General features: G+C 72.6%; 13 protein-coding genes. 4 read left to right on the forward strand and 9 right to left on the reverse strand.

Annotated features, from left to right (window positions below):
• Positions 1–24: 24 nt before the first annotated feature.
• The 7 genes from AC1DW8_RS18270 to AC1DW8_RS18300 all read right to left on the reverse strand — a co-directional run bounded on the left by AC1DW8_RS18270 (position 25) and on the right by AC1DW8_RS18300 (position 7,634).
• On the reverse strand, positions 25–1,488 hold the full coding sequence (locus AC1DW8_RS18270) for an RtcB family protein (protein WP_478095411.1): 1,464 nt from the start codon (positions 1,486–1,488) through the stop codon (positions 25–27).
• A 34-nt stretch (positions 1,489–1,522) separates the two neighbouring features.
• Entirely contained in the window at positions 1,523–3,016 is a 1,494-nt protein-coding gene (locus AC1DW8_RS18275; RefSeq protein WP_235509528.1) for a polysaccharide biosynthesis protein, read from the reverse strand.
• Complete coding sequence (locus AC1DW8_RS18280; RefSeq protein WP_478095412.1) at positions 3,013–4,200, reverse strand: DegT/DnrJ/EryC1/StrS family aminotransferase; 1,188 nt, start codon at positions 4,198–4,200, stop codon at positions 3,013–3,015. The genes AC1DW8_RS18275 and AC1DW8_RS18280 overlap by 4 nt, the downstream gene beginning before the upstream one ends.
• Positions 4,201–4,292: 92 nt before the next feature.
• The gene (locus AC1DW8_RS18285) at positions 4,293–5,000 is read right to left on the reverse strand and encodes a response regulator transcription factor (RefSeq protein WP_082622654.1); all 708 of its coding nucleotides are present in this window, start codon (positions 4,998–5,000) and stop codon (positions 4,293–4,295) included.
• Positions 5,001–5,085: 85 nt separating this feature from the next.
• Positions 5,086–5,736 carry a response regulator gene (locus tag AC1DW8_RS18290; RefSeq protein WP_156415433.1) on the reverse strand — a complete coding sequence of 217 codons (651 nt, stop codon included), beginning with the start codon at positions 5,734–5,736 and terminating at the stop codon, positions 5,086–5,088.
• On the reverse strand, positions 5,733–6,413 hold the full coding sequence (locus tag AC1DW8_RS18295) for a sensor histidine kinase (protein WP_056772116.1): 681 nt from the start codon (positions 6,411–6,413) through the stop codon (positions 5,733–5,735). The genes AC1DW8_RS18290 and AC1DW8_RS18295 overlap by 4 nt, the downstream gene beginning before the upstream one ends.
• 444 nt (positions 6,414–6,857) lie before the next feature.
• Positions 6,858–7,634: an SDR family NAD(P)-dependent oxidoreductase gene (locus tag AC1DW8_RS18300; protein WP_478095413.1), complete on the reverse strand. Its 777-nt coding sequence runs from the start codon at positions 7,632–7,634 to the stop codon at positions 6,858–6,860.
• Positions 7,635–7,686: 52 nt separating this feature from the next.
• On the opposite strand from AC1DW8_RS18300, the gene AC1DW8_RS18305 reads away from it, so the two are divergent.
• Entirely contained in the window at positions 7,687–8,511 is an 825-nt protein-coding gene (locus AC1DW8_RS18305; protein WP_478095414.1) for an exodeoxyribonuclease III, read from the forward strand.
• On the forward strand, positions 8,508–9,398 hold the full coding sequence (locus tag AC1DW8_RS18310) for an alpha/beta fold hydrolase (protein WP_478095415.1): 891 nt from the start codon (positions 8,508–8,510) through the stop codon (positions 9,396–9,398). Before AC1DW8_RS18305 ends, AC1DW8_RS18310 begins: the two co-directional genes overlap by 4 nt.
• A 31-nt stretch (positions 9,399–9,429) precedes the next feature.
• Here the strand turns inward: AC1DW8_RS18310 and AC1DW8_RS18315 are convergent, their stop codons facing one another.
• The gene (locus AC1DW8_RS18315; protein ID WP_478095416.1) at positions 9,430–11,181 is read right to left on the reverse strand and encodes an MFS transporter; all 1,752 of its coding nucleotides are present in this window, start codon (positions 11,179–11,181) and stop codon (positions 9,430–9,432) included.
• Between the two features lie 7 nt (positions 11,182–11,188).
• Positions 11,189–11,899: an LppX_LprAFG lipoprotein gene (locus AC1DW8_RS18320; RefSeq protein ID WP_478095417.1), complete on the reverse strand. Its 711-nt coding sequence runs from the start codon at positions 11,897–11,899 to the stop codon at positions 11,189–11,191.
• Between the two features lie 120 nt (positions 11,900–12,019).
• Between AC1DW8_RS18320 and AC1DW8_RS18325 the strand changes: the two genes are divergently transcribed.
• Both AC1DW8_RS18325 and AC1DW8_RS18330 read left to right on the forward strand, forming a co-directional pair.
• Entirely contained in the window at positions 12,020–12,679 is a 660-nt protein-coding gene (locus tag AC1DW8_RS18325) for a hypothetical protein (protein WP_478095418.1), read from the forward strand.
• Positions 12,676–13,272 carry an HAD family hydrolase gene (locus AC1DW8_RS18330; protein WP_478095419.1) on the forward strand — a complete coding sequence of 199 codons (597 nt, stop codon included), beginning with the start codon at positions 12,676–12,678 and terminating at the stop codon, positions 13,270–13,272. Before AC1DW8_RS18325 ends, AC1DW8_RS18330 begins: the two co-directional genes overlap by 4 nt.
• Positions 13,273–13,276: the final 4 nt, after the last annotated feature.

The following is a 13,276-nucleotide window of genomic DNA, read 5'->3' on the forward strand; positions in this document are numbered from 1 at the left end:
TCTCTCTCTCAAGACGTCCGGGAATCAGTGCAGGACGGCGAACGGCCGCATCCGCGCCACCGGGCGGATGATCCGGTGCGAGGACAGGACCGACATCGCCGCGTTGACGCCGGCGTCGTCGAGGTGCGCCGTCTCGCTCGGAGCGGTGTCGTCGTAGCGGAACCGGAGCGTGGAGCGCCCCGCGGGATCGGGCTGGGAGGCCCCGCTCGTCGCGAACTGGTCGATGACGGTGCCCGCCCCGTGGCAGGCGGAGTGGAGGCTCTGGCCGCTGGACGGGCCGGCGACCGCGAGGTACGACGACGTCCGGTGCGTCCCGGGCAGCAGGACCGCCTGACCCGTCTGCGCGAAGGTGGTCCCGGGCACCATGAGGTGCGCCGGGTAGGCGCGGCACGAGTTGTGGCGGTGCACGACGGCACGTTCGCCGGCGACGTCCTCCTCGTAGATCGAGTTGTGGGGCGAGTCGACGACGAGCCTGCCCGGGGCGCCGCCGAAGGCGTCCGCCGCCAGCTGCCGGAGTGCCTGGTAGGTCGCCATGCGGAAGGCGAAGCCGTAGTTCATCGCCGCCGCGTTGGCGAGCATGAGCCGCTTCCCCTCGTCCGAGTCGAGACCGACCGGCGGGCACGCCGAGCTGAAGAAGAGGCGCATCCGCTCGCGGACCTGCTGGGTGGATCGCGCCGTGGCGATGTGGAACAACGGCTTCTGGACCGCCATCGCCGCCCTCATGACGCGGGCGGTGTCACGCCGGCGGGCGAACAGGTGACCGATCTCGCCCGTCAGCACGCCGCCGCCGGCGTGGTACTGCAGCGTCACCTGGCCCTCGTGGACGCCGAGCTGCCGGGCGGCGACCGGGTCGAGGATCTCCTCGACCACCTGCAGCTCGACGAAGTGGTTCGTCGGACCCACGGTGCCGAAGCGGAGCCGGGCCAGCTGCCACGTGAGCGCGGGGACCTCGGCGACGAGACGCTCGCTGCCGCCCCACGCCGCGAGGTCGATCCGGCCGCTCTCCTCCACCCGCTCGAGCTCGGCGGGGTCGACCCCGTTCCGCTCGACGGCGAAGCCGGCGCCCTCGGTGGCGGCGGCGACCACGTCCCGATACGACAGGTCGCGCCGGTTGGTCGTGGGATAAGGGTAGCGCTCGCGCACCCGGCGGTAGAAGTCGCTGACGGCGGCATCGGTCGGTCGGTCGCAGCCCAGGGCGATGAGCGCCATGCCGCAGTTGACCGAGGAGCTCGTGAGCGTCGGTCGGATCGTCCCTGCCGTCGCCACGGCGATGCTCGAGGGCATCTCCATGGCCGACTTGTGGTGGAAGTCGGGAAGCACGACCGGTGGCGCCACGAGGTCCATCCCGAGCGTGGCGGAGTTCAGCGACGCGACGAGGTCTCGGTCCGCCGGGACGCGGTCGCTGTCGAACACGCGTGCCTCGTGGTGGCCTGCCGGCCGGACCGACGTCGGCTCCGCGGCGCGACCGGCGATGACGGTGATCTTCATGGGGCGAACCTGTCCTCGTGGGGTGCGGGCTGCATCAGTAGTCGTCCGGGTACGGGGCGGACGTCTGGAGGGCGAACACGTCGCCGGGTTCGGGGCGGTAGACCGGCAGCACCGCAGCGAGGGCGCGGCGCACGTCGTCCGCCGCGTTCCGCCGGGCGGCGTCGTAGAGCGCGAGCATCAGGGCGTCGAAGTGCTCGTGCACGGGGACGGCCTGCGCGCCGAAGATGCGTGGATGACTCGTGGGGAGGCATTCCTCGTCGTCGCTGAACAGCGACTCGTGGAGCTTCTCCCCGGGACGGAGCCCGGTGAACCGGATGTGGACGTCGCGGACGCCGAGCTGCCGTGCGAAGTTGGCCACGAGGTCGACGATCCGGACGGGTGAGCCCATGTCGAGCACGAACGTCTCCGAGCCGGTCGTCAGGTGCGCGGCCTCGAGCACGAGCCCGACCGCCTCCTCGATCGTCATGAAGTACCTCGTGACGTCCGGATGCGTCACGGTCACGTCCCGTCCGGCCGCCATCTGGGCCACGAGCACGGGCAGGAGCGAGCCGCGGCTGCCGAGCACGTTGCCGAAGCGCACGGCCGAGACCACGGTGCGGCCTCCCGCGTGCTTCTTGACCACCTGCTCGGCCAGGGCCTTGGTCGCTCCCAGGACGGAGGTCGGGTCAGCGGCCTTGTCGGTGGAGATGGCGACGAAGCGCTCGACTCCCGCCTCGACCGCGGCGACCAGCACGTTCTCGGTGCCCTGGACGTTCGACTTCACGCCCTCGCACGGATGCTCCTCGAGCATCGGCAGGTGCTTGAGCGCCGCCGCGTGGAAGACGACCTGCGGCTTGTACTGCCCCATGACCTGCCGCATGCGTTCGGCGTCGCGGATGTCGGCCACGACGGTGTCGTGCGACTCGAGGAACGCCTCTCCCCGCAGCTCGAGCTGGAGGCGGTGGAGGTTGGACTCGTCGTGGTCGAGCATGACGAGGCGGTGGGGCACGAAGCCGTTGACCTGGCGGCACAGCTCGCTGCCGATCGAGCCACCGGCCCCGGTCACGAGCACCGTTCTGCCCGTGATGATCTCGGCCACCTCCGGTGACGCGACGTGGAGCTCGCAGCGGCCGATCAGGTTGGCGACGTCGAGCGAGCACATGTCCGTGCCCACGACGTCGCGTCGCAGCAGGGCCACGAAGGACGGCAGCCTGCGGACACTCGCCCCGACGCGGGCGGCGGCGGTGGCCAGCCTCGTCACCTCGGCCTCGGGAAGCCCCGGGATCGCGAGGACGACGACGTCGATCCGCTCGGCCGTCGCGACCCGCAGGACGTCGGCCAGCCGGCCGAGCACGGGGAGGTGGCGAACCCGGCGCTTGCCGGGGTCGTCGTCGAGGAAGCCCACGGGACACAGCCCGAAGTCGTCGACTCGCTGCAGGTCCCGCGCGAGAGCCTTGCCTGCTGCCCCGGCTCCGACGATGAGGGTCCGGAGCCTGAGTCCGGGACCGGCGCTGCCGAGCCCCGGCAGGGTGACCAGCTGTGACGTCATCGCGTGCCCCCGATCCGCCAGAGCGCCGCACAGACCTCGTCGACGTCGTCATCGGTGAGGTTCTGGTCGAAGGGCAGCGACAGGGTGGTGGCGAAGACGGCGTCGGCGCCGGGAAGCCCGCCGGCAGGCACGACGCAGTGCTCGACGTGCCACGTCAGCCGGTGCAGGGGGATGAAGTGCACCGAGGTCCCGATGCCCTGGTCGTTGAGCCGGTCGATGAGCTCGTCGCGGGCGACCGGGAAGCCTGAGTGGACCCGCACCGCGTAGAGGTGCCAGGCGTGTCGGCCCTCGACCGGGCGCGGCGGCAGGCTGACCCAGGGGAGGCTGCTGAGCTGCGCGTCGTAGCGCGCCGCCACCTCGCGACGGCGTGCCTGGTCGGTGTCGAACCGGCGCAGCTGCGCACGACCGATCGCTGCCTGGACGTCCGTGAGGTTCGCCTTGAGGCCGTCGTCGGCCACGTCGTAGCGCCAGCTCGCCCCGGGCGAGTAGCGGCGCCAGGCGTCGCGGGACATCCCGTGCAGCCGGGTGCGGGCCATGACCTCGGCGAAGTCCTCGTCGAGGGTCGTCACCATGCCGCCCTCCCCGATCGCCAGGTTCTTCGTGGCGTAGAAGCTGAAGCAGGTCGCGCGGGAGATCGACCCGACCGGTCGCGTCCCGACGCACGTGCCGAGCCCGTGCGCGGCGTCCTCGATGACGTGGTCGAGTCCGATCCCGGCTGCCGCGGCGGCGGCCTCCACGTCGACCGGGTTGCCGCCGAGGTGCATGACGACCATGGCCGACACGCCACCGACGTCGCGCACGGCAGCGCGGATGTGCTCCTCGGCCGGGACGGCCGTCCAGGGGTCGACGTCGACGAGGACCGGCACGAGGCCGGCATGGGTGATGGCTCCGGCTGCGCCGCAGAACGTGTTCGTCGACATCAGCACGCGCGACCCACGGGCCAGACCCAGGCCCCGCAGAGCGAGCTCCAGTCCCGCCGTGCAGGAGCTGACCGCGACGCCCCGGGCGGCACCGACGTGGTCGGCGAACTCTCGCTCGAAGTCGGCGACCTGCTGCCCCGTCGTCACCCACCCCGACTCGAGGACCTGGGCGACGGCGGAGCGGGCATCGGGACCGATCACCGTGCGCGCGAAGGGAATCGAGCGAGCCGCGGCCACTCGTGGTGCGGATGTGTGGACCGTCATGGCTACCCCTGGACGTGAAGAGACTGCGAACGTGGGCGCGGGTGGTGCCCGCTCCCTCGACGGTAGGAACAGGGCGGCAGCCCCACACCCGCTCAGCGCCCGAGTCCGCCTACGCCATTCGCGGTAGACGCTCCCTCGGCACTCCGACCGAGGAGCCCGCCGCGGCGGGCCTCCGCCACGGCCGCGAGCGTCGAGTGGACCTGGAGCCGCCGCAGGATGGCTCCCACGTGCGTGCGGACGGTGTTGGGCGACATGTCGAGCAGCCGTCCCGTCTCGTCCCGCGAGCACCCGTCCATGAGGCAGCGCAGGACGTCCTGCTGACGCGGAGTCAGGCGCAGGAGAAGGCGGTTCGACGCGTCCGACGTCGTCGGGACGCTCTGTGGGGCCAGCACGGCGGTCATCCGGGACACCGGCATGAACACCTCGTGCGCCCCGACCTCGCGAACGGCGGCCACGAGTCGGTCGAGCGACTCGTCGCTGCACACCCATCCACGGATGCCGGACTCGAGGGCGTCACGCACGAGGTCGGCCGCGCCCGCCTCGGTCAGGAGCACGATCCCCAGGTCGTGATCGCGTGCGAGTGCAGTGCGCACGAGGTCGGACGACAGCTCCTGGCGCGTGACCGCGTGCAGGACGAGCACGTCCACCCGGCCCGAGCCGAGGAGCTGGGGCAGACCCGCCGACGTGCTCGTGCGGCCCACCACCCGCATGCCGGGTCGCGTCTCGAGGGCCTCCGCCAACGCCTCCAGAACCAGCTGCTGTCGGGCGAAGACCGCAACCCGAACAGGTTGGGGCGCCATCGACACAGCATCGTTCGGGACGGTGCCTCGCGCACCCGCCGTCTGGACGACCTCCGGCTACGTCACATGGCCGACCGTGTCGTCCTCAGGCGCGCAGTCGCGCCGGCCAGATCGCCGCGCTCCCGTGGTCGGCGAGCAGCGCTGCAGCCTCGAGCCGGGAGTGGACCCCGAGCTTGGTGAGCAGGTTCTGCACGTGCGTGCGCGCCGTGCTGTTCTGTACGCCGAGCCGGTGGGCGATCTGCTGCGTCGCCAGTCCCCTCGTGATGCACCACAGCACGTCCCACTCCCGGTCGGTCAGGAAGCGGAGGGCCCAGAGCGGGTCGTGGGCGGACGGAGGCAGGAAGGCGCGCTGCAGCAGCGTCGCCTCCACGGCGACCTGCCCCTCGACGGCCCGGTCGAGCATGAGGCAGATCGCATCGAGGGACATCGCCTTGCAGAGGAAGCCGGCAGCACCGACGGAGAGGGCCCCGACGACCGCCTGGGGGTCGGCCGTCGCCGAGAGGACGACGACCTTGGTGCCCGGATGGCGTGCCGTCAGGACGCGCACCGCCTCGAGGCTCGTCCCGTCCGGGAAGTGCAGGTCGATGAGGCACACGTCGGGTGCGTACTCAGCGACCGCGGCGACGGCGGCGTCGGGCGCCAGGGTCAGCGCCACGACGTCGTGGCCGCGGGCCTCGAGGGAGGCGCCGAGAGCCTCGAGCAGGAGGCGATGGTCGTCGCAGACCACGATCCTCATCGCGCCTCGGCCCACGGCAGGAGTGGCAGCTCGACCGTCGCGACAGCGCCCCCGTGGACACCGTTCTCGAGCCGGAGCCGTCCACGACACTCCTCGAGAACAGCTGCCACCGTCACCAGACCGATGGAGTGCTGGGGCACGAGGCGCCCCAGCCCCGGCCCGTCGTCGACGACCGTCAGCACGGCCCACGGGGCGTTCGCACCGACGGCGACCGCCACGTGCCCGTCCGTTCCTGCGGCCCGAGCAGCGTTGTCCAGCAAGCAGATCAACGCCCGGACGAGCGAGATGCGCGACGCGAGCACGGGCACGGGCCCCTCCGCCTCGATCGTGACCGTGGACGACGTGACGAGGGCACAGCACGACACCGCGTACGTCGCGACGTCCCTCAGGTCGAGCAGTCCCGGGTCGTCTCCGGGTGCGTCCCCCAGGACGGATCCCACGAGCTCGGTGAGCCAGGCGACCTCGTGCTGGATCCGGCTCAGGCGCTCCTTGCTGTCGAGGACCTGCGGGTCGGCGAGCAGGCTGATCGTGGCCAACGGCTGGATGAGGTCGTGGCACAGCGCGCGCATCGCGTCATCGCCACCCGGACGACGCGGCGCCCGGTGACCACCCTCGATGAGTACGTCGCGACGAGGCTGCGCCTCACGACGGATGTAGTCCGACTTTCGGTTCGACATGCGGTCCCCCCGGACTTGTCTTGTGTACTCAGGCCGAGAACCCCGCTCGGCCCGGGTCAGGCGGTGACACGGCAGAGCACCGTCGCGTCCGGCGACGGATCATCACCCATCCCAACGGGTGACGTGACGGGATCTGACCGACGCGGCGGCAGCCGCCGGGCGCCCCAGCACCCGACGCACATCCGACCCCCCAGGTCGGAAGGCTGCCGTCTCACTGTCATCACTCAGGTCCAGAACTGTAGGAGCCAAGGCCCACTCCCGACCCTCCGCCGGTCGTGGACCTAGTGGTGAGGAGTCGGCGACCTCCTGCCGTTTCACGGTAACACCGGGTCACTGCGACTGAGCACGATCGAGCGAGGATCGCCGAGTTCCCTTGCACGAACTGGACATCCGACACAACTCTCCCGTTCGCAGGCGAAAATCGCCGACGAGGAGATCCTCGACTCAGCGGCGGACGAGGCGCGCCCGGCGGCGCACGACCGACCGCGGCACGACGCGGAGCAGCCCGACGATCGCCTTGTACTGCAGGCCCGGGACCGAGACGACCCGGCCCTTGTCGACGTCGTCGAGGCAGTCGGAGACGAGGCGCGTCGGGTCGAGCCACATGAAGTCGGGGCCCGGCTTGCTGATCCCCGCGCGCTGCTGGAACTCGGTGTTGGTGAAGCCGGGGCACAGGGCCGTCACCGTGACCCCCGAACCGGCGAGCTCGCTCGCGAGCCCTTCGCTGAAGGTCGTGACCCACGCCTTGGCTGCGGAGTAGGACCCGGAGGCGATGAAGCCGGCCACCGACGAGACGTTGACGATGCGGCCCCGGCCGCGCTCGCGCATCGCGACACCGGCCGCGTGCGAGAGGACGAGCACCGCCCGCGTCAGCACGTCGAAGGCGGCCTCCTCGACGGCGACGTCGTTGCGCAGGAAGCTGCGGCGCTGGCCGTAGCCGGCATTGTTGACGAGCACGTCGACGGGACGCTCGGGGTCGGCGACGCGGTCGGCGACCGTCTGCAGGGCCGACCGGTCCGAGAGGTCGGCGACGAGCACCTCGGCCGTGACGGCATACCTGCTCGTCAGCTCGGCGGCGACGGCGTCGAGGCGCTCACGGTCGCGCGCGACGATGACCAGGTCGTGCTGGCGGGCGGCGAGCTGCCGCGCGAACTCGTGTCCGATGCCGGCGCTCGCGCCGGTGACGAGGGCCGTGGGTCGCGTCGTGCGCGGTGCAGTCATGTGGCTCACCCTAGGGATCGGCCGTCGGCGCGGCGGTCTAGGGTGGCCGACTGTGCGCATCGCCACCTGGAACGTCAACTCCATCCGATCCCGCGTCGACCGCGTCGCCGCCTGGCTCGAGCGCAGCGACGTCGACGTGCTCGCGATCCAGGAGACCAAGGCGCGCGCCGACCAGTTCCCGCTCGAGCGGTTCGAGGCTCTCGGCTACGAGGTCGCCCACCACGGGCTGAGCCAGTGGAACGGCGTTGCCGTCGTCTCGCGCGTCGGTCTCGAGGACGTGCAGGTCGGGTTCGACGGGATGCCGGGCTGGGGCGACCCGGTCGCGCCCGAGGCGCGCGCCATCAGCGCGCTGTGCGACGGCGTACGCGTGTGGTCCCTCTACGTCCCGAACGGCCGCTCGCTCGACGACCCGCACCTCGCGTACAAGCTGGGCTGGCTCGAGGCGCTGGCGGCTGCCGGTCGCGGATGGCTGGCGAACGACCCCGGGGCGCAGATCGCCCTGCTCGGCGACTGGAACATCGCGCCCACCGACGCCGACGTGTGGAGCGTCCCGTACTACGAGGACAAGACCCACACCTCGCCCGGTGAGCGCGCCGCCTTCCAGGGCGTCGTCGACGCCGGCTTCAGCGACGTCGTGCGCCCGCACACGAGCGAGCCCGGCACCTTCACCTACTGGGACTACACGCAGCTGCGCTTCCAGAAGCGGCAGGGCATGCGCATCGACTTCGCGCTGTGCTCCCCCGCCCTCGCCGACCGCGTCGTCGGTGCCGCCATCGACCGCGAGGAGCGCAAGGGCAAGGGTGCCTCCGACCACGCGCCCGTCGTCTTCCAGGTCGGCAACGCCGAGCCCGTCGGGACGACGGGATCCGACGCGTGAGGCGCCACGACCGCCGCGGCATCGTCACGCCGGACGGCGCCATCCTGTCGGTCCACACGTACGCGGAGCCCGACCTGCCGCCGGACGCGCCGACGCTCGTCCTTGCCCACGGCTGGGCCGTCGACCACGAGAGCTGGATGCCGGTCGTCGAGCAGCTCGCCGGCGAGCCGATCCGGGTCGTGCTGTGGGACCAGCGGGGGCACGGACGCTCGACGCTCGGGCTGCGTCGGGCCGAGATCGCGTCGATGTCGGTCGGGCACACGGGACGCGACCTCGACGTCGTGCTGCGCAGTGTCGTGCCGCCCGCCTCCCCGGTGCTGCTCGCCGGACACTCGATGGGCGGCATGACCGTCATGGCGCTCGCCGAGCAGCGGCCCGACCTCTTCGGCACACGCGTGCGGGCGGCGCTCCTCGTCGCGACCGCGGCCTCCCACGTCGCCCTCGGCGAACGCACCGGTGAGGCGGCCGTCATGCGGCTGGCCGCCCGCGGCCTGCCGCTTCCCCCCGGCGGCAACGCCAGGATCCGCGCCCTCGTGCGCGGCCTCTTCGGCGAGGACGCCGACCCGGCGGACGTGGAGACCGCCTGCGAGCAGGTGGCCGCCACGAAGCTGACGACGTTCGCCGCCTTCTACGGTGCGCTGCTCACCGTCGACCAGCGGGCCGGCTTCCCCGCCCTCGAACGCGTGCGTGTCGCCATCGTCGCCGGCCGCCTGGACCCGCTCATGCCGGTGACGCGGGCGCGCGCGCTGCGCGTCGCCCTCCCGCACGCGACGTTCGTCGACATCCCCCGCGCCGGCCACATGCTGCCGTGGGAGGCGACCGACGTCGTCGCCGACGAGGTACGCGGTCTGCTCGCCGAGCTGCGCGCCCGGCCCGCCACCGTCTGAGTCCCGGGCAGGACGTCCGAGCGGCGTCGCCTCAGAGGGCGACGAAGCGGGGTGCGTCGGCGTCTGCAGGCTCGGCAGCGCTCGTCCGGCGGCCCACCCCGAGGGTGAACGCCACGCCGGCCCCGAGCAGGGCGGCGATCGCGCCCCCGAGGAAGACCGTCTGCACCTGCACGACGCCGGCCCCGATGAGCGCGTCCGTGTCGAGCTGGTCCGGCAGCCGGCGCACCGCGTCGAAGTAGCGGTTGAGCCCGATCGACGTGAGGAGCGCGAGCCCGACGACCATGCCGACCATCCGGGCCACGACGACGAGCGAGCTCGCGACCCCGTGCGCGTCGGCCGGGGAGTCTGCGAGCGCCGCGTTGTTGACCGGTGCGAGCGCGAGGCCCATGCCCAGGCCGACGACGACCAGGACGACGGTCGCCGGGACGGTGTCGCCGACCGACGCGAGCGTCCAGCGCGACATGACGACGAGGCCGACCCCGGCGAGGAGCAGGCCGGCGCCGGCGACGGCACCGTCACCGAGGCGGCGCAGCGACCAGCCGCCGACGAGGGCCCCGACGGGCACGGCGAGGAGGAAACGGACGAGGACGAGCGCCGCACCGGTCTCGTCGTAGGTGTCGGTGAGCCGCGCGAGGAGCGGCACGTCGACGACGACCGAGACGAGGGCCGCCCCGACGAGGAGGCTGACGACGAGCGAGCGGCTGCCACGGGCCCCGACGACGCCGCGAGGGATGAGCGGGTCGGCCGCGTGACGGTGCCACCACACGAGGGCGACGAGGGCGACGGCGCCGACGGGCAGCAGGCTGTAGCCGAGCGGGCCGACGACCTCCTTCTCCGGGTCGGAGGACGCGAAGGTCAGCACCAGGCTGCCGAGCGCGACGGCCACGAGCAGTGCGCCCACGAGGTCGGCCCGCCGCAGGACGGCCCACCACCGGGGCGCCGTCAGCACCGCGACGACGACGAGCAGCGCGAGGCCGACGACACCGACCGGGGTCAGCACGCGCGAGCTGCCGGCGAAGGGCACGAAGGGCGCGCCGAGGGTCACGTCGGTGACGAGCGCCTCAGGAGCCGCGAGCGCGAGCCCGGTCACGGCGAGACCGACGACGAGCAGCACGGCCGTGATCGCCGACAGGACGCGGCGGCTACCGGAGGGCGTGGGGCGCGGCACGTCAGCCGACCCCTCCGTGCCCGCGCGGGGACCGAGGAGGTGGATGACGGCATACAGCACGAGGGCAGCGGCGACGTTGAGCCAGAAGATCGCCCGCCATCCGGACCACGCCAGCACGACCGCGCCGAGGACCGGCCCGAGCACCGAGCCGAGCTCCTGCACGGCGCCGACGACCCCGAGCGGCGTCCCACGACGGTGCGGCGGCCAGAGGTCCGCGACAAGGGCGAGGGTGGCCGGGACGAGACCGCCGCCACCGATGCCCTGGAGCACCCGACCGGTCACGAGCACCGGCATCTCGACGGCGAGCGCCGTGACGGCCGAGCCGGCGACGAAGACGAGGAGGCACCCGAGCAGGATGCGCCGGCGGTCGAGCAGGTCGGAGAGCCGGCCGATGAGCGGCAGCACCGCGATGTAGCCGAGGAGGAAGCCGGAGATGATCGGTGTCGCCCGCTGGAGGGCGTCGATGCCGATGCCGACGCCGGCCATCATGTCGGTGAGCGCGAGGACGACGACGTACGTGTCGGCGGCGGCCAGCGCGACCGCGGCGGACGCGGCCGAGAGCAGCGCGAGGCGATGCGTGCCGGCAGCGGCCCCGGACGGGTGTGGTGTCGTCACCGGCGCGTCAGGGCTTGGTGATGGTGACGGGCTGGCCGTACTGGTCGAGCGTCAGGGTGTAGGTCGACGTCGTGCCGGCGCCGAAGAACGGGCCCGTGATGACGACCTGGCGCAGCTCCTGGGAGTCCGTGAGGCCGTAGGTCGCCTGGAACGTGCCGTTGGGGTCGCCGATGAGGAAGAGGTCGGTGACGGCCTTGCCGGGCACGGTGCCCTTGATCGTCGTCAGCACCTCGGAGCCCTGGCGCACCTTCTCGCCCGCGACCGGGGAGGTCGTCGCGGTGAGGAGCGTCGTCAGCCCCCTGTCGGGTGAGAAGAGGACGGCCGGGTCGGGAAGGCCGAAGGTCTTGGGGTCGATCTTGTTGGTGCCCGGGACGAGCGGCAGCTTGGCGTAGACGTCGCCGTCGAGCGAGGTGATCTCGGCGTCGGCCTGGATACCGTTGAGCGTCACCTTGAAGGTGCCCTTGAAGGCCGGTGGGTGCTTGCCCCAGCCGTCGGCCGACACGACACCGCTCGCACCCTGCGGGACGTTGCTGCTCGCGAGCCCCAGGTGCACGGACGGTGCGGCGTCGACCGTGGCCTTGGCAGCCGCGAGCTGCTGGGCCGGCGAGAGCTGCGACGCGCTCGGCGTCGACCCGTCCGGGCTGCTCGAGCAGGAGGCCACCCCGACGACGCAGAGCGCCGAGAGGGCAGCGGCGGCGAGCGTTCCCGTGATGCGCATGGGGGTCAGGCTAACCGAGGGCGCCCCTCCCCTCGGTCCGCCACGGCAATGTGGGTATGGCTAGGGTCGGGGACGATCACGGCGGGACAACCCTGCCACCAGACGAAGGAGCACGAACCCATGGCCCTGCTCGGAGTGATCCTGCTGCTCGTCGGCGCCGGAGTCGGCGTCGTCTCCTACCTGGCGACCCACGCCGCCGCCGGGACGGTCGCCGTCACGGCCTTCGGCTTCACGCGCAACGCGACGCCGCTCGAGCTCGTCGTCTACGGCGCCGCCGCGGTCCTGCTCTTCGCGCTCGGCTGGGCCATGGTCTCGGCCGCCGCCCGCCGCCGTGCCCGCCTGCGCCGCGAGGACAAGGAGGCGACCCACGTCACCGAGCTCGAGGAGAACGCCGAGGCCGCACGCCTCGACCACGAGCGCCGCTTCCAGGAGGCCGGCCTGCGGGACGAGGACCTGCGCCGCCGCGAGAGCGAGCTGTCGGCCCGCCACGAGGGCCTCGACACCCGTGAGGCCGAGCTGTCGCGCCGCGAGGCGGAGTGGCGCGAGCGCGAGGGCCCGTCGGTCGCCGACGTCGTGACCGGCCGCGCCGACGGGAGCGTCAACGAGGGCACCGCGTCGTGGGCGGACGAGCCGCGTTCGGCCGGCAGCGTCGAGCGCCCGGCCGAGACGCGGGGCAGCCGTCGCACCGACCGCACCGACGCGCTCGACCCGACTGACACGGCTGACACGGCTGACACCAGCTCCTCCGACGAGCGCGAGCAGCGCGACTCGACGGTGTGAGGGACCACACCGCCTACGTCTTCGACCTCGACGGCGTCGTCCGGGACTTCGCCCCGGGCGACGCCGACCCCGCGATCGAGGCAGCGCTCGGGCTGCCCGCGGGGCACGTCTCGGCGACGGCGTTCCGCAGCGAGCTGCTCCTGCCGACCATCACGGGCCGGCGCACCTTCGACGAGTGGTATGCCGCCATCTGCGCTGCGCTCGAGGAGGTCGTCCCCGAGCCGGCGCGAGTGCGCGAGCACATGGCGCAGTGGCACGCGAACCGCGGCACGGTCATCGACGAGACCGTCGAGCGCCTCGAGCAGCTGCGTGCGGGCGGCCACCGCACGTACGTCTTCACCAACGGCACCGACCAGGTGCCGCAGGAGATGGAGCTGCTCGGGATCACCCGGCTCTTCGACGGCCTGCTCAACACCGCCGACTTCGGCGTGGCCAAGCCCGACCCGATGGCGTATGCCGCCGCCCACCGCGCCATCGAGGACGACCTCGGGCGCGGGGTGGCCCGCGCCGAGGTCTGGTTCACCGACGACCGCGAGGACAACGTCGAGGCCGCCCGTGAGTTCGGTTGGGACGCAGAGCTCTTCACTCGCTGAGTGC

The organism is Terrabacter sp. P2_E3, assembly GCF_056403915.1.